Source organism: Mycobacterium xenopi (assembly GCF_009936235.1).
In the GTDB taxonomy this organism is placed as follows: domain Bacteria; phylum Actinomycetota; class Actinomycetes; order Mycobacteriales; family Mycobacteriaceae; genus Mycobacterium; species Mycobacterium xenopi.
This window is the reverse complement of the sequence record NZ_AP022314.1, coordinates 1,832,399-1,851,812: the sequence shown is the minus strand read 5'-3', so window position 1 is coordinate 1,851,812 and position 19,414 is coordinate 1,832,399. Positions and strand designations below refer to the sequence as shown.

The 19,414-nt window shown below is 64.5% G+C and carries 18 protein-coding genes; 9 read left to right on the top strand and 9 right to left on the bottom strand.

Annotated elements, in window-relative coordinates:
- Nucleotides 1–105: 105 nt before the first annotated feature.
- From MYXE_RS08675 to MYXE_RS08665, 3 genes are read right to left on the bottom strand one after another with little or no spacing between them, the layout of a single operon-like run.
- Entirely contained in the window at nucleotides 106–912 is an 807-nt protein-coding gene (locus MYXE_RS08675) for an Fpg/Nei family DNA glycosylase (protein ID WP_085193545.1), read from the bottom strand.
- Nucleotides 913–914: 2 nt separating this feature from the next.
- A complete protein-coding gene (locus tag MYXE_RS08670) occupies nucleotides 915–1,406 on the bottom strand; it encodes a ribose-5-phosphate isomerase (protein WP_003921028.1) in 492 nt (163 codons plus the stop codon).
- Between the two features lie 31 nt (nucleotides 1,407–1,437).
- Nucleotides 1,438–2,049, bottom strand: a complete 612-nt coding sequence (locus MYXE_RS08665; protein ID WP_003921027.1) for an Rv2466c family mycothiol-dependent reductase — start codon at nucleotides 2,047–2,049, stop codon at nucleotides 1,438–1,440.
- Nucleotides 2,050–2,136: 87 nt separating this feature from the next.
- On the opposite strand from MYXE_RS08665, the gene pepN reads away from it, so the two are divergent.
- A complete protein-coding gene (gene pepN / locus MYXE_RS08660) occupies nucleotides 2,137–4,719 on the top strand; it encodes an aminopeptidase N (RefSeq protein WP_085193546.1) in 2,583 nt (860 codons plus the stop codon).
- 35 nt (nucleotides 4,720–4,754) lie between these two features.
- On the opposite strand, the gene MYXE_RS08655 is transcribed toward pepN, so the two are convergent.
- From MYXE_RS08655 to MYXE_RS08645, 3 genes are all read right to left on the bottom strand, one after another.
- Complete coding sequence (locus MYXE_RS08655; RefSeq protein WP_085193548.1) at nucleotides 4,755–5,222, bottom strand: DUF5130 domain-containing protein; 468 nt, start codon at nucleotides 5,220–5,222, stop codon at nucleotides 4,755–4,757.
- Nucleotides 5,209–5,433 carry an aa3-type cytochrome oxidase subunit CtaJ gene (gene ctaJ, locus MYXE_RS08650; protein WP_039890227.1) on the bottom strand — a complete coding sequence of 75 codons (225 nt, stop codon included), beginning with the start codon at nucleotides 5,431–5,433 and terminating at the stop codon, nucleotides 5,209–5,211. Before ctaJ ends, MYXE_RS08655 begins: the two co-directional genes overlap by 14 nt.
- A gap of 82 nt (nucleotides 5,434–5,515) precedes the next feature.
- Nucleotides 5,516–6,163, bottom strand: coding sequence for an HNH endonuclease (locus tag MYXE_RS08645; RefSeq protein WP_003921023.1), 648 nt, complete (start codon nucleotides 6,161–6,163; stop codon nucleotides 5,516–5,518).
- Between the two features lie 167 nt (nucleotides 6,164–6,330).
- On the opposite strand from MYXE_RS08645, the gene MYXE_RS08640 reads away from it, so the two are divergent.
- The 8 genes from MYXE_RS08640 (at nucleotide 6,331) to MYXE_RS08605 (ending at nucleotide 13,020) form a co-directional block, all read left to right on the top strand.
- Nucleotides 6,331–6,717, top strand: a complete 387-nt coding sequence (locus MYXE_RS08640; protein ID WP_161552161.1) for a globin — start codon at nucleotides 6,331–6,333, stop codon at nucleotides 6,715–6,717.
- Entirely contained in the window at nucleotides 6,717–8,291 is a 1,575-nt protein-coding gene (locus MYXE_RS08635; RefSeq protein ID WP_085193550.1) for a glycoside hydrolase family 13 protein, read from the top strand. The genes MYXE_RS08640 and MYXE_RS08635 overlap by 1 nt, the downstream gene beginning before the upstream one ends.
- A 105-nt stretch (nucleotides 8,292–8,396) precedes the next feature.
- Nucleotides 8,397–9,080 carry a class I SAM-dependent methyltransferase gene (locus MYXE_RS08630; RefSeq protein ID WP_003921020.1) on the top strand — a complete coding sequence of 228 codons (684 nt, stop codon included), beginning with the start codon at nucleotides 8,397–8,399 and terminating at the stop codon, nucleotides 9,078–9,080.
- 12 nt (nucleotides 9,081–9,092) lie between these two features.
- The gene (locus MYXE_RS08625; protein ID WP_112650287.1) at nucleotides 9,093–9,542 is read left to right on the top strand and encodes a nitroreductase family deazaflavin-dependent oxidoreductase; all 450 of its coding nucleotides are present in this window, start codon (nucleotides 9,093–9,095) and stop codon (nucleotides 9,540–9,542) included.
- A gap of 33 nt (nucleotides 9,543–9,575) precedes the next feature.
- Entirely contained in the window at nucleotides 9,576–10,028 is a 453-nt protein-coding gene (locus MYXE_RS08620; RefSeq protein ID WP_039890171.1) for a TIGR03618 family F420-dependent PPOX class oxidoreductase, read from the top strand.
- 129 nt (nucleotides 10,029–10,157) lie between these two features.
- Nucleotides 10,158–10,472: a DUF2563 family protein gene (locus MYXE_RS08615; RefSeq protein ID WP_085193552.1), complete on the top strand. Its 315-nt coding sequence runs from the start codon at nucleotides 10,158–10,160 to the stop codon at nucleotides 10,470–10,472.
- Nucleotides 10,454–12,454 (top strand): putative alpha/beta hydrolase, encoded by a 2,001-nt coding sequence (locus MYXE_RS08610; RefSeq protein ID WP_085193554.1) that lies wholly within the window; start codon nucleotides 10,454–10,456, stop codon nucleotides 12,452–12,454. The genes MYXE_RS08615 and MYXE_RS08610 overlap by 19 nt, the downstream gene beginning before the upstream one ends.
- An 89-nt stretch (nucleotides 12,455–12,543) precedes the next feature.
- Nucleotides 12,544–13,020 (top strand): LppA family lipoprotein, encoded by a 477-nt coding sequence (locus tag MYXE_RS08605; protein ID WP_085193556.1) that lies wholly within the window; start codon nucleotides 12,544–12,546, stop codon nucleotides 13,018–13,020.
- A 466-nt stretch (nucleotides 13,021–13,486) separates the two neighbouring features.
- Here MYXE_RS08605 and MYXE_RS08600 read toward each other — a convergent pair whose 3' ends face one another.
- From MYXE_RS08600 to MYXE_RS08590, 3 genes are read right to left on the bottom strand one after another with little or no spacing between them, the layout of a single operon-like run.
- On the bottom strand, nucleotides 13,487–14,149 hold the full coding sequence (locus tag MYXE_RS08600; RefSeq protein WP_085193558.1) for a hypothetical protein: 663 nt from the start codon (nucleotides 14,147–14,149) through the stop codon (nucleotides 13,487–13,489).
- A complete protein-coding gene (locus MYXE_RS08595; RefSeq protein WP_003921013.1) occupies nucleotides 14,137–14,550 on the bottom strand; it encodes an acyl-CoA thioesterase in 414 nt (137 codons plus the stop codon). Before MYXE_RS08595 ends, MYXE_RS08600 begins: the two co-directional genes overlap by 13 nt.
- Nucleotides 14,547–19,403, bottom strand: a complete 4,857-nt coding sequence (locus tag MYXE_RS08590; protein ID WP_085193560.1) for an NAD-glutamate dehydrogenase — start codon at nucleotides 19,401–19,403, stop codon at nucleotides 14,547–14,549. The genes MYXE_RS08595 and MYXE_RS08590 overlap by 4 nt, the downstream gene beginning before the upstream one ends.
- Between the last annotated feature and the right edge of the window lie 11 nt (nucleotides 19,404–19,414).

The window sequence follows — 19,414 nt, the reverse complement described above, 5'->3', positions numbered from 1 at the left end:
ATAGTGACGTAGGACCAAAGTCATTGGGCCGCACGATATTACTGAACAACTTCCTGACAACTTGCTGGCAATACGCTAGGAATTAACAGTTGGCGGCCAGCGGATTCATCGCTGACACGTCGGACACCAAAACACATTGCGGCCCTCCAACTCGGCGGTGACGATGGTCGTCGAGCAGATCCGGCATGGCTCTCCGGCACGGCGGTACACATAGGTGCGGGGACGGTCAGGCAGGTATGACGGTGCGCCGCAGTCATGTTCTGGACGTACTACGATGATCTGGCCACGGCGTAGACCAATCTTCATCAGCGTCACCAGATCCCGCCAGGCCGTGTCGAATTCGGCGTCGGTGATCGTCCGGCCGGGCCGGTGCGGGTTGATGCCGTGGCGAAAGGGTAGTTCGTTGCGGTACACGTTGCCGACGCCGGCAATCACCGTTTGGTCCATCAGCAGTGCGCCGATAGGCCTGCGGGACTTGGCGATCCGCGTCCATGCCCAGGCCGGGTCGGCATCGCGGCGCAGCGGGTCGGGGCCAAGCCGCGACACCACGTCGGCCACCTGGGCGTCGTCGAGCAGTTGGCACACGGTCGGGCCGCGCAAGTCGGTGCCGTATTCGACCCCCACCATCCGCATCCGCACCTGCCCCACCGGTGGCGGGATGGCGAGTCCGGGCCGACGGGGCCATTCCGTGAAGTGACCGTACAAACCGAGATGGACATGCACCGTTGGACCGTCGACGTAGTGGTGGAACAGGTGCTTGCCCCAAACGCTGGTGCGCCGTAGTACCAGCCCGTCCACGGCGGACGCCGCTGCGGCGAAGCGGCCCTGCGGGCTGGACACGGCCACCGGCGCACCGCCGAAGCGCCGTTGATGCAGCCGGGCCAGCCGGTGCAAGGTATGCCCTTCGGGCATGGTCAACCAGCCGTCGAGGGTTTCGCGCCAGGCACCGGCGGCGCCTCATGGGTGCGTTCGTACTCGTCGAGAATGTCGATACGACGTTGGTGGCGTTCGGCTTTCGACCACTGCGCGGTCAGGAACGCGTCGACGATCGCGAGCGCTTCGGACACCGTGTGCATCCGGCCACCGATGCCGATGAGCTGGGCATTGTTGTGCTCGCGGGCCAACGTCGCGGTTTCTACGCTCCACGCCAGTGCGCAGCGCGCGCCGGGCACCTTGTTGGCGGCGATCTGCTCGCCGTTGCCGGAACCTCCCAGCACGATGCCCAGGCTATCGGGGTCGGCCACCGTGCGGGTGGCGGCGGCGATGCAAAACGGCGGGTAGTCGTCGTCGGCTTGATAGCTGAATGCGCCGCAGTCGATCGGCTCGTGCCCGGATTTTTTCAGATGTTCGATGATGTGCTGCTTGAGGTCGTAGCCGGCGTGGTCAGAGCCGAGGTAGACGCGCATGCCCGACATTGTGCCGGAAGCCTCGCCGCGCTCAGTCGAATTGCGGCGGCTCGGTGCGGGTCCGCTTCAGCTCCCAGAAATGTGGGTACGACGCGAAGGTCACCGAGGCGTCCCACAGCTTGCCGGCCTCCTCGCCGCGCGGAATCCTCGACAGCACCGGCCCGAAGAACGCGACCCCGTTGACGTGGATGGTCGGTGTGCCGACGTCGTCGCCCACCGCGTCCATGCCCGCGTGGTGGCTTTTGCGCAGTGCCTCGTCGTATGCGTCGGTGTTAGCGGCCTTCGCCAACTCGGCAGGCAAACCGACCTCGGCCAGCGACTGCTTGATGACGTCGTCGAGATCCTTGTTGCCCTCGTTGTGGATGCGGATCCCCATCGCCGTGTAGAGCGGGGCGAGCACTTCGGCGCCGTGGGCCTGTTCCGCGGCAATTGCCACCCGAACCGGGCCCCACGCCTTTTGCATTCCCTCTTTGTACTTCTCCGGCAGGTCGTCGCGGCCCTCGTTGAGAATCGCCAGGCTCATGACGTGAAAGTTCGTCTCGATGTCACGGACCTTCTCCACTTCGAGGATCCAGCGTGAGGTTATCCAGGCCCAAGGGCACAGCGGGTCGAACCAGAAATCGGCAACTGACTTCTCGGGCATGCAAGATCCTCTCATCGACGGGGTGGACAGCCGTCCAGCACAACCGTAGCCGCAGGCGCTGTGTTCCCGGCGGCTAGGTTTAGACCCGTGGCACTTCCCAATTTGACCCGTGACCAAGCCGTCGAACGCGCCGCCCTGATCACCGTCGACACGTACCGCATCAGCCTCGATCTAACCGACGGCAACGGTGGGCCCGGCGAACGCACCTTCCGTTCGACGACGACGGTGGCGTTCGATGCGCTGCCCGGTGCTGACACCTTCATCGACATCGCCGCAGACACCGTTCACCGCGCCACCCTCAACGGCCGCGAGCTCGACATTTCCGGCTATGACGAGTCGACCGGGATCACGCTGGTCGGCTTGGCCGAGCACAACGAGCTCGTGGTCGACGCCGACTGCCGCTACTCCAACACCGGCGAGGGCCTGCACCGTTTCGTCGACCCCGTCGACAACGAGGTGTACCTGTACTCGCAGTTCGAAACCGCCGACGCCAAGCGCATGTTCGCCTGCTTCGACCAACCCGACATCAAGGCCGCCTTCGACGTGTCGGTGCGAGCACCCGAGCACTGGCAGGTCATCTCCAACGCGGCGCCTCTCAGCGTCGAGGACGGTGTGCACACGTTTGCCACCACCCCGCGGATGAGCACCTACCTGGTCGCACTGATCGCCGGACCCTACGCGAAGTGGACCGATACCTACATCGACGAGCACGGCGAGATCCCGCTCGGTATCTTCTGCCGGGCCACACTGGCCCAGTACATGGACGCCGAGCGGCTGTTCACCCAGACAAAGCAGGGGTTCGGCTTCTACCACAAGCACTTTGGCATGCCCTACGCTTTCGGCAAGTACGACCAGCTGTTCGTGCCCGAATTCAACGCCGGTGCAATGGAAAACGCGGGTGCGGTGACCTTCATCGAGGACTACGTGTTCCGCAGCAAGGTCACCCGGGCGTCTTACGAGCGTCGCGCCGAGACCGTCCTGCACGAGATGGCGCACATGTGGTTCGGTGATCTGGTCACGATGCGGTGGTGGGACGATCTGTGGCTCAACGAGTCGTTCGCCACCTTCGCCTCGGTGCTGTGCCAAAGTGAGGCAACCGAATTCACCGAGGCCTGGACCTCATTCGCCAACGCCGAGAAGTCGTGGGCCTACCGGCAGGATCAGCTGCCCTCGACGCATCCCGTGGCGGCCGACATCCCCGACCTGGCCGCGGTCGAGGTCAACTTCGACGGGATCACCTACGCCAAGGGGGCCAGCGTGCTCAAACAGCTGGTGGCCTACGTCGGGCTCGACAACTTCATGGCCGGGCTGCGCGACTACTTCAAAACGCACGCCTTCAGCAACGCAACGTTCGACGACCTGCTGGCGGCGCTGGAGACGGCGTCCGGCCGCGACCTTTCCGACTGGGGTCAGCAGTGGCTGAAAACCACCGGGCTGAACACGCTGCGGGCAGATTTCGACGTCGACGCCGATGGCCGGTTCACCCGATTTGCGATCCTCCAGAGTGGCGCCCAGCCCGGCGGCGGTGAAACGCGGGTGCATCGGCTGGCGGTTGGCATTTACGACGACGACGGAAGCGGAAAACTGGTGCGGGTACGCCGCGAAGAACTTGATGTCGCTGGTCCGACGACGGAAGTGCAAGCGCTGCAAGGTGTTTCGCGTGGAAAGTTGGTGCTGGTCAACGACGACGACCTGACTTACTGCTCGCTGCGGCTCGACCAGCACTCGTTGCAGACGGCGCTGGAGCGCATCGCCGATATCGCCGAGCCGCTGCCCCGCACGCTGGTGTGGTCGGCGGCGTGGGAGATGACCCGCGACGCCGAATTAAAAGCCCGCGATTTCGTGACGCTGGTCTCGGGCGGGGTTCAGGCCGAAACCGAGATCGGGGTGGCTCAGCGGCTGTTGCAACAGGCGCAGACCGCGCTGGGCTCCTATGCCGAGCCGGACTGGGCTCGCGAGCACGGTTGGCCGGCATTCGACGACCGGCTGCTGGAGTTGGCCCGCGCCGCCGAGCCCGGATCGGATCGCCAGCTGGCGTACGTCAACGCGCTGTGCGCGTCGGTGCTCTCCGAGCGGCACACCGCGGTGTTGTCGCAGTTGCTGGAAACCGACCCGGCTGAACTGGGGCTGAAGGGTCTCGCGGTGGACACCGATCTGCGGTGGCGCATCGTCACCGCGCTGGCCGCCGCGGGCGTCGTCGATGCCGACGGGCCGGAAACCCCTTTCATCGACACCGAGGTGCAGCGCGATCCCACGGCGGCCGGCAAGCGCAACGCCGCTAAAGCCTCGGCTGCGCGACCGCAACTGCGGGTCAAGGAGGACGCCTGGACCAAGGTGATCGAGGACGACACACTGCCCAACGTCGTGGGGCGATCGATCATTGCGGGGATCACAGCACCCGGCCAGGGCGAGTTGCTCAAGCCGTTCACCCCGCGCTACTTCGCGGCCATCCCTGGGGTCTGGGCCCGGCGGTCAAGTGAAGTCGCGCAAACGGTGGTAATCGGCCTGTATCCGTCCTGGGACATTAGCGACGACGGGCTCGCCGCCGCCGATGAATTCCTGGCCGACCCCGACGTGCCTCCACCGTTGCGCCGACTGGTGCTAGAAGGCCGCGCCGAGGTGGAGCGCGCGCTACACGCCCAACGGTTCGACGCCGCGGAGCCGGCCTGATCTACGAGCGGGGCCGCTTGCGGCCACGCGGTCAACTAGGCCGGTGTGATCCCGGCGCTGAGCACCCGGACCGCGCTGACCAGCCCGTCGATCAGGTTGCCCTCTTGGAACGCTGACGCAGCGGCCGCCACGGCGGATGGTGCCGCCGATTCGGCGCCGCGGCCGCGCACCTGCGCGCCGTAGACCACCTCGATCGCGTGCTGATCAGGTGAAACGGCGACCAGGACCGCGTTGTTGGGGGTCGGAACGTTCGCCAGGATCTCGCGGGCCCGCGCTGCGGTGTCGCTGCCCAGATCGCCGATGTAGACGGCCAGCCGCGCCTTGGCTGCCCGCGACCCGTAGGTCAGCGCGTCGTCAAGCGTGACAAGTTCTTTGATCGGAAACGGGTAATGCACCGAGACGTCGCCCGGCTCGGTGACCCCGGAGATTCGCCCGCTGGCGGTGATGACCCAACCGTTCGGCAGCTGGGTGGGTTCGATCGTCGCGACTTCACCAGCTGCCACTGGCGCCACCTCCCACGCTGAACTCCGAGTTGCCGTGTCCGTGGTGGTCGCCGACGTCCTCGTCGGTGGCGGCCCACAGGATCGGGGGATGCGTCCACGGCTCCGACAACTTGTACGTCGCCGGATGCGGTCCCCTGCGTGACCAGATCAGCGCCGCCAGCACCACCACCAGCAACAGCGGGATTCCCACGAAGTACAGGTGAATCTCCATCATGCTCACGACGCAAACCGTATCCCATCGTGGGGTTGCCCGGCTCCACCCGTCGCGCTACACGCTCGGCAATGCTGCGGGGCTAGGCAGCACCCTCGCCCAGGTATCGGGCCCACGCCGGGTCGAGTTCTTTGACCGTCGACAGCAGTCGCCAGTGCTGTCCCTTCGGCGATGTCGGCGCTAGGCGCAGCGTCCAGCCAAGCTCGTCGAGCAGCTTGTCGCCCTTGCGGTGGTTGCAGGTGGAGCAGCAAGCCACACAGTTCTCCCAAGAGTGGTCACCGCCGCGGCTACGCGGCACCACGTGGTCGACGGTGTCGGCCTTGGACCCGCAATAGGCGCAACAGAACCGATCGCGGTGCATCAGCGCGGCCCTGGTCAGCGGGATGCGAGCCCGGTATGGCACCCGGACGTACGAGCGCAACCGGATCACCGACGGCGCGGTGATCGACCTTGTCGCCGAGTGGATGACCGGCCCGGCCGGGTCGTCGTGGACGACATCGGCCTTACCGCAGATCAGCATGATGATCGCCCGGCGCAGCGGCAACGCGGTCAGCGGCTCGTAAGTGGAGTTCAGCAACAGCACACGACGGCGCGTCCAGAAAGAGGCGCCGTCGTGGGGACTGGGTGGATGGGCATCGACGCTGCGCAGGCGTGAACCGGCCGCCGGCCCGGTTAGCCCTGCCGCGGCCGCACAACTGCGGTGGCTGCGGCGTTTCTTGCGCTGCGCCATAGGTCCTCCGCCGAACAGTCCACCATGATTCGCCCTCGATCGCACGTCAATTCAGAGTGTGTGCCCTGGTCAATCGGTGAACATCGGGTGGCGCGGGGTGATCAGGCCGACACGCCCGCGTGCGCTCGGCTCCCCGGCGATGGACCACAATGGAGGCGATGGAACCGGTGCAACAGTCCTTCTACGACGCCGTCGGCGGCGCGGAAACCTTTCACGCGATCGTGTCACGCTTTTACGAGCTGGTCGCCGAGGACGAGATCCTGCGCCCGGTCTATCCCGAAGAGGACCTCTCCGGCGCCGAGGAACGATTGCGGATGTTCCTCGAGCAGTACTGGGGCGGCCCGCGAACCTACTCCGAACGGCGTGGCCACCCCAGGCTGCGGATGCGCCACATGCCGTTTCGGATTTCCCCGCTCGAGCGCGACGCCTGGCTGCGGTGCATGCACACCGCCGTCGCCTCCATCGACTCACAGACCCTCGACGACGAGCACCGCAAGGAATTGCTCGACTACCTGGAAATGGCGGCCCACTCCCTGGTCAACTCCCCGTTCTGATGGGCGGAGGTGATGGCCGCGCGTGGTGGTCGCATGCGGTGTTCTACCAGGTGTATCCCCGGTCCTTCGCCGACAGCAATGGCGACGGCGTCGGCGACCTGGACGGAGTGGTGGCTCGCCTCAACTACCTGAGTTCACTGGGAGTCGACGCGATCTGGCTCAACCCGGTGACCGTCTCGCCGATGGCCGACCACGGCTACGACGTTGCCGATCCGCGTGACGTCGACCCGCTGTTCGGCGGGCTGGCCGCGCTCGAACGCCTGATCGGCGAGGCGCACCGGCGCGGGATCAAGATCACCATGGATTTGGTGCCCAACCACACCAGCTCGCAACATCCGTGGTTTCAGGCCGCGCTGGCGGGCGGGCCGGGCAGCGCTGCGCGGGATCGCTACATCTTTCGCGACGGCCGTGGACCCGGCGGATCGACGCCGCCGAACAACTGGGAGTCGGTGTTCGGTGGACCGGCCTGGACCCGGGTGGTCGAGCCGGACGGCAATCCGGGCCAGTGGTACCTGCACCTGTTCGACGCCGAGCAGCCGGACCTGAATTGGGACAACCCCGAGGTGTTCGACGACCTCGAGAAGACGCTGCGGTTTTGGCTGGAACGCGGCGTGGACGGCTTCCGCATCGACGTCGCGCATGGGATGGCCAAGCCCCCCGGCCTGCCGGACATGAAGACGAAGGGCAACCGACTGCTGCGCCACCGGGACGACGATCCGCGGTTCAACCATCCCAATGTGCATGCGATTCACCGCCATATCCGCGCGGTCGTAAACGACTATCCTGGCGCGGTCACCATCGGCGAGATCTGGGTGGATGACAACGCCCGCTGGGCCGAATACCTGCGGCCCGACGAGCTGCATCTCGGGTTCAACTTCCGGTTGGCCAAGGCCGATTTCGATGCCGACGAGGTCCGCGACGCAATCGACAACACGCTGGCCGCCGCGGCGATCGCAGGCGCTCCTCCAACCTGGACACTGGCCAACCACGACGTCGGGCGGGAGGTCACCCGCTACGGCGGCGGGACGATCGGACTGCAGCGGGCGCGGGCCATGGCGATGGTGATGCTCGCCCTGCCGGGCGTCGCCTTTCTCTACAACGGTCAGGAGCTGGGCCTGCCCGACGTGGACCTGCCCGACGAAGTGCTGCAGGATCCGACCTGGGAGCGCTCGGGGCATACCGAGCGCGGACGCGACGGCTGCCGGGTGCCGATACCGTGGAGCGGCGAGGGCCCGCCGTTCGGGTTTTCCAGGTGCTCTGACACCTGGCTGCCGATGCCGCCGGAATGGGCGGCGCTGACCGTCGAAAAGCAGCTTAGCGATCCCGATTCGACGCTGTCGTTATTCCGGCGCGCGATCGAATTACGCCGCACGCGTGTCGAATTCGACGGCAGCCGCATCGAATGGCTGGCCACGCCGCGAGACGCGCTGATCTTCCGGTGTCCTGCGGGACTGATTTGTGCGCTGAATGCAGGCGACCGTCCGCTGACGCTGCCCGACGGTGAGCTTCTGTTGGCCAGTGCGTCGTTGGTCGACGGCAAATTGTCGCCGAATGCGGCGGCCTGGCTGGTGTAGTCCAGCCACCATGCCGCACCCATTACTCCGTTGCCAGTGCGCGCTCTGTCGAGGCTCTATATCAAGATGCTTGACATATATCAGGTGTGTTGATATACAGAAGCGATGACTGAACCTCTTGATTTCGAGTTTGAATCGGCCTACCGCGGCGAGTCTGCACAATTCGGGCCTGGCAGCCGGCCGCCGTGGTGCCTTGGCGAACCGCAACCCGAGCTGGCCGCCCTGGTCGACGCCGGCAAGTTTCACGGTGACGTCCTCGACGTCGGCTGCGGCGAAGCCGCCCTCTCGCTGTATCTTGCCGAACGCCGGTATACCACTGTCGGACTTGACCTTTCACCGACCGCTATCGATTTGGCTCGCCGCGAGGCGGCCAACCGTGGCCTGACCAACGCCAGCTTCGAGGTCGCTGACATCAGTTCGTTCACCGGATACGACGGGCGGTTCGGCACCGTCGTTGACAGCACGCTGTTTCACTCGATACCGGTGGAGGCCCGCGAGGGGTACCAGCAATCCATTGCCCGCGCCGCCGCGCCGGGAGCCTCATATTTCGTGCTGGTCTTCGACAAAGCGGCGATGCCCGCTGGCCCGGCCAATGCAGTGACCGCCGACGAATTGCACGACGCGGTGTCCAAGTACTGGGTGGTCGACGAGATCAAGCCTGCGCGCTTGTACGCCAACGCTCCGCAAGGCGCCATGGATTTGTCGGCGTTGATGGGCGCTGATTTCCGCGTTGAACCCGACGGCCGGGTATCGGTGGCGGGCTGGCTGTTGTCGGCGCACCTACGCTAAGCGAGGCATACCGTGGCTAACCCGAAGCCCCCACGCTGGCTCAAACCGGCCAACAAGCTCATGATCACGCTGCAAAAACTCGGCATTCCGACAGGACCCCCGATGATCCTCACGCTGCCGGGACGCAAGAGCGGTCTGCCGCGCAGCACCCCGATGACCCCCTTTACGCTCGATGGCCACCTGTTCGCCGTGGCTGGATATCCGGGTGCCGACTGGGTACACAATGCCCGCGCCGCCGGAGTCGGAACTTTGAGCAGGGGCCGAAAATCGCGCCGAGTCAAGGTCGTTGAGTTGAATGCCGAGGAGTCGCGTCCAGTGCTGCGTGCGTTTCCCGCCGAAGTGCCGATCGGCGTGGGTTTCCTGAAACGCGCCGGCTTGGTCTCCCGCGGCACTCCGGAGGAAGTCGAGGCGCTAGCGGGCCGAATCGCGGTGTTTCGATTCGACCCGATCCCGGCCAACTGATGCTTGCGTCTGTCGCTGGGAGACACTGGCGTCGTGACCGATCTTTCCGCTTTTGCTGAGCTGTTGTCCAAAGACCGCGGGCTGTGTGTTTTGGCCACCTTGCGCAGCGACCGCAGCATTCAGGCGTCGGTGGTCAACGCTGGCGTCTTGCCGCACCCGTTGACGAGCGCAGACGTCGTCGGGCTGGTGGCTATCGGCGGCTCACAGAAGCTACGCAACCTGCGCGTCGATTCGCGGGTGACGGTTGTCGCTCGCGCCGGCTGGCAGTGGGCGACCGTCGAGGGCCACGCCGAGATCATCGGTCCGGACGACCCGCACCCCGATGTCGATGACGAAGCCCTCCGGATCTTGTTGCGCAACATCTTTCAAGCCGCGGGCGGCAGCCACGACGATTGGGACACCTACGACCGGGTGATGGCTGAGGAACGTCGAGCCGCCGTACTGATCGCGCCGGACCGCATCTATACCAATCCGGACGCTCGCTAACGGCGTGCTCAGCTGCTCCTGTACCCGGCAGGGGCACGCAGCCACCGACTGTGACGTAGTGGTCCGCAGGTGAATTGACTGGCCAACGCGACGTTGTAGCCTTAACCGACAGTTCGGGAAAGGGTTGCGATGTACGTCAACACCGGATTGCTGCACTCGGGAGCCGACGATTCCCACCGGGCAGGCCAGCATGCCGACGACGGGGTCAATCACCTGGCGGGAATGTCCCCCGTAAGCGGGATGTTCGGCGACTTCGATGCTGCGCATACGTTTTGTGAAGCGGTCACCGAAGCGCACGCACACCACACGGCCAGACTGAGAGCCCACCGGGAGACCCTGACCGACATCGGCGGAAAGGCCCGCGCAGTCGCAGCTGATTTCACCGAGATGGAGAAGCACAACGCCGCAACACTGCGAGCGGTGCGATGCAACTCCAAAATATAAGTCTCGGCAAGCTGATCGCCGCGGCCGGTGGAGATCCTTGGGCGGTCAACAACAGCATCCAAACCGGCCGTCCGGCGCAGATTGCAGATTTGGCGCAGGCCTTTCACAATGCGGGCCAGTGCACCAGTGAGTCCAGCAATGCGTTCGCCGATGCGCGGCGCCGATTTGAGGCCGCCTGGAACCGGGAATCCGGTGAGCGTCCGATCAACGACTCCGCCGAAGTACAGCGGATTACCTCCTCGCTGCGCGTACAGGCGGCCCAATTACCCGAGATCGCTGTCGATCTGGAGAATGTCGCCGCCACTCTGGCCCAGGCGCAACGAACCTGCGGCGTGCTTATTTCGGGCTTGGAGCGTCAACTCGAAGACATCGACAGGCAACTCGGCGAGGCCTATGCACTCGAACGAAGCGGTCACCTGTCGGCGCACGACCAACAGGTCCTCGATCAGCACATCTCGGACCTCGAACACCAAGCGATCGATGACACCAAGGACACCCTCGCCCAACTGCAGTCGATCCGCAGTGGTTACTCGGACTGCTTACAGAGATCGCAAACCAATCTGCGAACCGATGGATTCGACCCGGCGAGCATCCAAGCGCTCGACGCGCCGGAATCCCCGGCGAAACCCGACGACCAGAACCCGCCGCATGATGATCGTCCAGAGATTCAGGACGCGCTGTCCAAGCCGTTGCCGGACGACCCGGATAAGCTTCATGACTTGTGGGAGAAGCTCACGCCGCAAGAGCGAGATTGGCTTTACCAGCACGACCATTCGCTCGGCAACCATGACGGGTTGCCGGCTGTGGACCGCGACCGCTACAACCGCCTGACGTTGGGCGAGGAATTGGCGCAGGCCCAGGCCGCCGCCACGGAAGCCGATGCGTTGCAAGCCCAGCATCCGGATTGGGCGCAAGGCAAAAACATTCCCCAACCCAATGAGCCGGGCGCAATCTTCCAAGATCGTCTCGATTATGAAGCATGGCAACGCCGATACGATGCCGCCCGAAACGGCGCCAAAAACCTGGCTGACCTACAGGCAGTTGACAAAACCGTAAAAGGCAACCCTGACCGCAAACTACTGCTGCTGGACACCCATACCGGACGCCAGACACATGCCGCCGTCGCCGTCGGTGACCCCGACAAAGCCACCCATGTTTCGGTAACTACCCCAGGCCTCAACACGACGGTGCATGGCAGCATCGGCGGCATGGTGGACGAGGCAACGCACCTCAGAATGGAGGCGCTCCGGCAACTAAGCTTCACGCCCGGGCACGAACATGACAGCGTTTCGGCTATTGCGTGGATTGGTTATGACACACCGCAGGTGCCTGGCTGGGACGATCTGGGCAAATCAATTTCGGGCGGGTGGGACGTCAGCCACGACGACTTAGCTAAAGCTGGCGCGCACGATCTGGCCCGTTTCTACGACGGTCTGGGCGCGGCCCACCAGGGCGCTCCCGCGCATTTGACCGCGATCGGTCACTCCTACGGTTCACTCACCACCGGGCTAGCCCTGCAAGAGCCCGGGAATCACGGTGTCACCGACGCCCTCTTTTACGGCTCGCCCGGCATCGAAGCCTCCACTCCTCAACAACTCCACGTTCAGCCCGGACACGTCTACGCCATGGAAACCCCGGACGACCCCATACAACGCGTGTATGACGCTCCACCTGTCGCTCATGCTGGCGCGTCTTTGCTGCCGTTCCCGTTCAACGTGATCGCAGAAGGCGCCCTGGATGGCGCAGAAGCAACTGGCGCTGGCCAGTTCGGCCCCAACCCGGCAACGAACCCTAACTTCACCCACCTGGGCACCGGCCCAGCCACGGTGCCCGACGGCCACGGTGGCACCCTCAACCTGGAAGGCGCACACGGCCATAGCGAGTATCCCCGGCAGGGCAGCAACAACCTGCCCCGCACCACTGGTTACAACATCGCCGCCGTCGTCGCCGGCCTGGGCGCCAACACAGTCCGTAGTAACTGAGTCCGATGAAGAGATACCCCTACCGCGGCCGCTACGGACTTATAGTCGTCGCATTTGCCGTGACCGCACCAATAGCAACAGGATGCCACGTGTACCAGCCCTACCCACCGACCCCGCCGACCGAGGCCGCGAAGGCGCTCGAAGAGCTCAAGTCCTTACCTTCGTTTGAAGACACAAAGGAGCAAGTGCAGGCCGCGATGAACGACATCACGAGTGCTGCGACAAACATAATTCCGTCCATCACTTGGGAAACGCCTCACGAGGGATCATCCGAAAACTGCCAGCGGCAGCCCTACGAGCAGGCCGATGCGCGTGCTTACTTTCTGCCTGACGAAGTTGCGGTTCGCGTCCCGGTCTCAGAGTCGCAGTGGGCGCAGATCCTGCAGGCAGCGAAAGAGGCCGCGGCCAAGATTGGCGCGACCAACGTTCAAGTGATGCAGAACCAACCCGGGAATCATGACGTGTGGTTCTCCGGCCCTACCGGAATATTCATCAAAATCGGGTATAGAGGCAACCTTGTTGTCTCCGGCTACACCGGGTGCCGCTTACCGCGAGACAAAAGGTAGGATCCAGGCTGCGCTCATATAGCGCGAAAGTTCGACGGATAAGCGAGCAACGTTCGCAACGATTATTCCTCGCCGCACTCTTCCTGCTCGATCGCTTCGTTGATCACCCCTGAAGTGACAAAGCGTGTGCAGGGCAAGCCGGTTGCCAGCAGGCGCCTCCTCCTACCCGACGAAAAGGCGGTAGAAGCGGCGGATTCAAGCCGCTAACACCAGGCATGGCTGAGCATTTTGCCTGAATCGGGGTGCGAGTCGTGCGATTGAGCGGATTCGACAGCGGTGCCGGCGATGGAAACCGCCTATGATGCAGCCCAGGAACGCAAGCTCATCGCCACTGCGGTCAAGGAAATCAACGCGATGACCCAACGCGCCCTCGATGTATATAGCTCTGGCACAACGGTGTCCACGAGTTCATGGCCGGCAACAACCTCGGCACCAGGGTCCCGCCCTACTGAGCGCAACCTACAGGTCACCGCAGGACTAGCGCTGGGTGTCCTCGACGGCGATACACCGATCCGAAACGGGCGTCGATACGTAGCCAGGACGGCAGAATACGAACCCGCACCATCTCCTCAGCGTCGATCGCCTCGGGTGACTGCGGCAGGAAACCCATTGCGGTCAAAGCAAATACACAGCGCATCGGGATTCCAACGCTCACATCACCCGAGGTGACCGCTACCACCTCCTGGTCAAGCAGCGAGACCGGCGGGCCGTGGGCGCTGCCGTGATCCTTGGCGAGTTGCGCGCCCCGCTGCGCCAGATCCAGCAGCACACGAGCCGGTACGTCGTCGAGGTGAGTGAAGCCTGACTCCGGCGGTAGCCCGCCCCGCCACGCGGAATCCATTGGAAAGCCAGGGTCCACGTATCCCGAGTCGTCCATGGCCGCGAGCCCATGCGCCAATTGGTTTGCGCCAGCGGATAAATCGTCAGGCCGCACAGTACCGGCGACCACCCGGCTGGCCAGGACGTCGAACCCGGTGGTCACCCAAGCCGTCAGCAAGCCGCCGGGTCGGGTGCGAATCCGGATCACTGCAGCGTCATCGAGTCGCAGCGCACGCTCGACGAAGGTGGCCAAATCTTTGCGGTGGGCGGGGTCGGTTAACCAGAGTCCCCGCTCTGCTAGCGCAACCACCGCTGCAGGTACTCCCGTTGATGTGGCGAAAGACGCACCAGTCGTTGTTGGTCGATATGAACCGCCGCCAGCTGTGTCTCGGCGATCACAGCGGGTTTCGACTCAGGTGCCGCGCTGACCGAGCGCACCTCGTAGCCGAGCGTGAAGTCGACCGCCCGCAGCCGCTTCACCCATATGGTCACCTGCAGTGGCGAATCGACCAGTCGCAGCTGACCTTTGTAGGTAACCCGCACATCCGCGATCAGCAGACCGACGGTGGTGATATTGGCGCCGAAAGGTTCTCGCAAAAACGGTACGCGCGCCTCCTCAAGGATCGTCACCATGGTCGCGTGGTTGATGTGTTGATACATGTCGATGTCCGACCAACGCACAGGGACGGCCGCGACGAATCCGGTGCTCACCCAGACGATCCTCGTCCACTGGTACGTGTCATGCGGCGGATCTGCCGTGCCGCCACCGACAGTGCGGCTAAGTCCTTCGCACCGCTCTCATAAATCTCGGTCAGCGTCCGGCGGGCGCGCTCCACCCTGGAGGCACTGGTGTGTTCCCACTCGCCGATCTTCTCCTCGCCGCTTTCCTCGGGCTCACCCACTTCGAGCACATCGAAGCATAACGCGCGCAACGAAGCATAGATGTCGTCTCGAATCGCTAAGCGGGCCAAGGACTGCCATCGGTCATCCCGCGGAAGCGCCGACACCGCGGTTAGCAGACCGTCGGTCCCGAGACGGTCCATCAGCGCAAAATAGGTGTCGGCGACCTCGGCGGGGTCGCGGTCCACGATGTCGGCGATATCGATGATGTCGAGCAGGCTGTAGCGATACAGCCCGGTTGCGACCATGTATGCCAACTCCTCGGATGCGCCTTGTGACGCGAACTCTGCGGCTTCCTTTTCCACGATCGCCTTGTCGTCGCCGCGCAACCACTCCGACATCCGCGGTGTCAGCTCTTGCACCTTCTTCCCGAATCGGTTGATCTCCGCGCCGACGGCCAGCGGCTGCGGACGGTAGTTGAGCAACCACCGTCCGGCGCGGTCGATCAGCCGCCGGGTGTCCAGCGTCATCCGGTCTGAGGTGGCAACCGGCACATCGGCGGCGCGGATCTGCCGCCACAGCTTCTCTATCCCGAAGATGGCATCGGTGGCCACGTAAGTGCGTACCGCATCAACCGGCTTGACCCCGACGTCTTCGGTGATCCGGTAGGCATAGGTGATCCCGGCCGCCTCGACCAGCTCGTTGACCAGCATCGTGGTTACGATTTCGCGGCGCAGCTGATGCGAGCGGATCTCGGAGCGGAAGCGGTCGCGCAGCACCGACGGAAAGTAGTGCGGCAATCGGGCGGCGAACACCTCCTGGTCGGGCAGGTCGCTGGCCAAGACCTCGTCTTTGAGCGCCAGCTTGACGTGTGCCATCAAGGTCGCAAGCTCGGGCGAGGTGAGGCCGATCCCTGCCTCGGCACGCCGGCGAATCTCCTTTTCCGATGGCAGCGCCTCGAGTTCGCGGCTCAGACCACGTTCGGCGACAAGCTGTTTGATCTGGCGCGCGTGCACGTTGAGGAGGCTGGCAGCGTTGGCCCGGCTGGTGCCCATCAGGTCGTTTTGGTCGGCGTTGTCGGTGAGCACCAACTCGGCCACTTCGTCGGTCATCGACTCCAGCAATCGAGTGCGGTCTTCGGGCTTGACCTTGCCCGCGGTAATCAGCGAGTCGACCAGGATCTTGATGTTGACCTCGTGGTCCGAGCAGTCCACGCCGGCCGAGTTGTCCAGCGCGTCGGTGTTGATCCGCCCGCCGCATAGGTCGAACTCGACGCGGCCCCGGGCGGTGACACCGAGATTGCCGCCTTCTGCAATGACCTTGGCCCGTACCTGGTTTGCGTTGACACGCACCGTGTCGTTGGCACGGTCGCCGACGTCGACGTCATTTTCCGTTTCCGCCTTGATATAGGTGCCGATGCCGCCATTGAACAACAGATCGACCGGTGCCCGTAGAATCGCGCGGATCAGATTCGGCGGCGTCATCTCGCTGACGTCGTCGTCGATGCCCAGCGCGGCGCGTAGCTGGTCGCTGATCGGGATGGCTTTCTGTTCGCGGCTGTATACCCCGCCGCCCGCGCTGATCCGCGACCTGTCATAGTCGTCCCAGCTGGAGCGCGGCAGCTCGAACAGCCGCCGCCGTTCCTCCCAGGAACTGGCGGCGTCGGGATTCGGATCGACAAAGATGTGTCGGTGATCGAACGCGGCCACCAGCCGAATGTGCTTGGAAAGCAACATGCCATTGCCGAACACATCACCACTCATGTCGCCGATGCCGACGACGGTGAAGTCCTGGCTTTGCGTGTCGACACCCATTTCCCGGAAATGTCGTTTCACCGATTCCCAAGTGCCCCTGGCGGTGATGCCCATCGCTTTGTGGTCGTAGCCAATCGAACCGCCGGAGGCGAACGCGTCGCCAAGCCAGAACCCGTAGGACTTGGCGACGTCGTTGGCGATATCGGAGAAGGTGGCGGTGCCCTTGTCGGCCGCCACCACCAAGTAGGCGTCGTCGCCGTCACGTCGCACCACCCCTGGTGGGGGGCTGACCTTGCCGGTGGTGTGGTCGACGTTGTCGGTGACGTCGAGCAATCCGGAGATGAACAGCTTGTAGCACGCAATGCCTTCGTTGCGGATGGCGTCGCGGTCCGCGGTGGCATCGCGGGTGGTCAGCGGGGGTTGTTTGACGACGAAGCCGCCCTTGGCGCCAACTGGCACGATGACGGCGTTCTTGACTGCTTGTGCCTTGACCAGACCGAGGATCTCGGTGCGGAAATCTTCCCGACGATCCGACCAGCGCAATCCCCCACGCGCCACATGGCCGAATCTCAGATGCACGCCTTCGACCCGCGGCGAATAGACGAAGATTTCAAACTTTGGTCGCGGCTCCGGCAGCTCGTCGATCAGCGGTGCGTCGAGTTTCAGCGCCAGCACATCCTGGCTGCGGGCTGAACCAGCTCGCGTCACAAAGTAATTGGTGCGCAGCGTCGCCTGGATCAGCGACGCGAATGCCCGCAGCACACGATCGGTGTCCAGGCTCACCAGCGCATCGATATCAGCGGTCACCGCAGCGGCAGCCGCTTGCGCGTCACGGGTTTTCGGCGAGCCGGACGGATCGGGGTCGAACAGCGCTTCGAACAGCGCGATCAGCGCGCCTGCGGTGTGCGGGTTTTCGTTGAGCACTGATTCGATATGGGACTGGCTGTAGGGAAATCCGGCTTGCCGCAGGTATTTGGCGTAGCTGCGCAATACAGTGACTTGTTGCCAGGTCAGCCCCGCGCGGAGCACCAGCTCGTTGAACCGGTCAATCTCGACACGGCCCTGCCAGATCGCGGCGACCGCATCGGAAAACCGCTGCGCGGTCGCCTCCCGCTCGGGACCCGGCGGCGGCAGCGGTACGGTCGGTTGCGGGGTGATCTTGAACTGGTAGATCCACACCGTCAGTCCGTCGCGCCGGGTGACGGTGAACGGCCGCTCCTCGAGCACCACCACGCCCATGGATTGCAGCATTGGAAGCAGCTGACTCAACGAAGCCGCGCGGCCACCCAAATACCATGTCAGCCGGGCAGTGTCGTCATAGTCGTGTCTGGACAACACCAGCTTGACCGAGTCGTCGGTCAGCTCTTCGATGACGGCGATGTCGTTGATAGCGTCGTCCGGTGTGACGGTTTGCTTGTAGGACTCGGGGAACGCCGCCGCGTAGTGCTCGGCTTGAAGCTGTCCGATGGCGCCGGTCGCGACCGCGCCGATCAGCCGGTCGGACCAGGTGCGGGCGGCCTCGGTCAGCAGCGCCTGTACGCGCACCCGGTTGGATTCCGACGTGTCGACCGGATGCCGGCCCTCCGCCAGCCACACCATGAAATGCAGTAGTGCCCAAGGTGATTCGGTGACACGTGCGGTGAACTCGAGGCTGGTGCCACCGAATTCGCGAACCAAGATGTCCTCGATCTGCAGGCGCACCGCCGTCGTGTAGCGATCGCGAGGCAGGTAAACCAGGCAAGACACGAAACGCCCGAGCGGGTCGGCACGCAAGAACAGCAGCGCGCGCCGCTGTGATCCAAGGTCCACCACGGCTTTGGCGATCGACAGCAGTTGCTCGGCGCTCAGCGCGAAAAGCTCCGAACGCGGGATGGTCTGGATGACGTCGAGCAGCAGCTGCCCCGGATGGCTCGGGTCTTGGTCGGCCAGCGCGAGCGCGTCGCGGACCCTGCGCGAGATCATGGGGATTCCCAGCACGTCGGCGTTCATCGCGGCGACGGTGAAGAGCCCGACGAAGCGGTGCTCGAAGACGGCGTCGTCGGCGTTTTCCCGGACCGCGACGACATAGGGGTAAGCGCCGAAACGCAGGTAGCTTGCGGCGGTGGTCTGCGCCCAGCCCAGCAGCTTGGTGTCGTCGGTCAACCGAGGGCGGGAGCCCTTGCGCCGCCGCAGCACACCCAGGCTGCTGGTCGACTCGTCGCCGTAGACGCGTCCGTCATGCACGGGGCAGCGTTGGTAGCCGAGCAGCATGAAATTTCCGTCGGTCAACCAACGCAACAGCGCCGCTACATCTTGCCTGTCTGGTCCGTCGTAGCGTCCGTTGCGGTTGGTGTCGACGTCGTTGGCCAGCTCATTGAGCGTGGCGATCATCGCCGCGGAGTCCGCGGCGACTTGCCGGACATCGGCGAGGACGCCGGGGAGCAGACGTTCGGCTTCGGCGAGGGCGTTTCGGTCGACCGACGGCGACAGCTGCACGTGAATCCACGTCTCTTCGACGGTTTCGGCGGCGCCGGTTGGCGGCTCGACACTCAGCAAGTCTCCGCTCGGGCTGCGCCGCACCTCGAAGACCGGGTTCATGATCGCCAGGTAAGCGACGCCGAGCCGATGCAGCAGCACCGTGACGGAATCCATCAGCATGGTTCCGTGGTCGGTGACCACTTGCAGCGCCGGACCGAACCCGGCCGGGTCGTCCGCGGCGTACACCGCGACCCGGCTTTCACCCGGCGGACGGTGCCGGCCAAGCCGGTAGTGCGCGGCTAGCAGGCCAGCTGTGACCGGCGCCGCAGGCTGCTCAGCCGGACCCAACGCGGCCGGCGACTGGTCGTCGGCCTCGGCGGATTTGTCGCTGTGCGGGCCGCGGTAGCTGTCGGCGTAGGCCTTCTTGATCCAGTCCGGGATGTCCTCGTCACGGGTGAACTTCGTCCAGTCGACATCGCCCCGCAGGCTAGTAGCCGGTGGATCGACCCTCATGCCGACTGCTC

Excerpts from the sequence above, each read along its gene's own strand:
- MYXE_RS08630 (WP_003921020.1), top strand. The coding sequence starts at position 8,397 with ATGACTGAACCTCTTGATTTCGAGTTTGAATCGGCCTACCGCGGCGAG.
- MYXE_RS08670 (WP_003921028.1), bottom strand. The coding sequence starts at position 1,406 with ATGCGCGTCTACCTCGGCTCTGACCACGCCGGCTACGACCTCAAGCAG.
- MYXE_RS08635 (WP_085193550.1), top strand. The coding sequence starts at position 6,717 with ATGGGCGGAGGTGATGGCCGCGCGTGGTGGTCGCATGCGGTGTTCTAC.
- MYXE_RS08615 (WP_085193552.1), top strand. The coding sequence starts at position 10,158 with ATGTACGTCAACACCGGATTGCTGCACTCGGGAGCCGACGATTCCCAC.
- ctaJ (WP_039890227.1), bottom strand. The coding sequence starts at position 5,433 with ATGGAGATTCACCTGTACTTCGTGGGAATCCCGCTGTTGCTGGTGGTG.
- MYXE_RS08645 (WP_003921023.1), bottom strand. The coding sequence starts at position 6,163 with ATGGCGCAGCGCAAGAAACGCCGCAGCCACCGCAGTTGTGCGGCCGCG.
- MYXE_RS08675 (WP_085193545.1), bottom strand. The coding sequence starts at position 912 with ATGCCCGAAGGGCATACCTTGCACCGGCTGGCCCGGCTGCATCAACGG.
- MYXE_RS08590 (WP_085193560.1), bottom strand. The coding sequence starts at position 19,403 with ATGAGGGTCGATCCACCGGCTACTAGCCTGCGGGGCGATGTCGACTGG.
- MYXE_RS08665 (WP_003921027.1), bottom strand. The coding sequence starts at position 2,049 with ATGCCCGAGAAGTCAGTTGCCGATTTCTGGTTCGACCCGCTGTGCCCT.
- MYXE_RS08610 (WP_085193554.1), top strand. The coding sequence starts at position 10,454 with ATGCAACTCCAAAATATAAGTCTCGGCAAGCTGATCGCCGCGGCCGGT.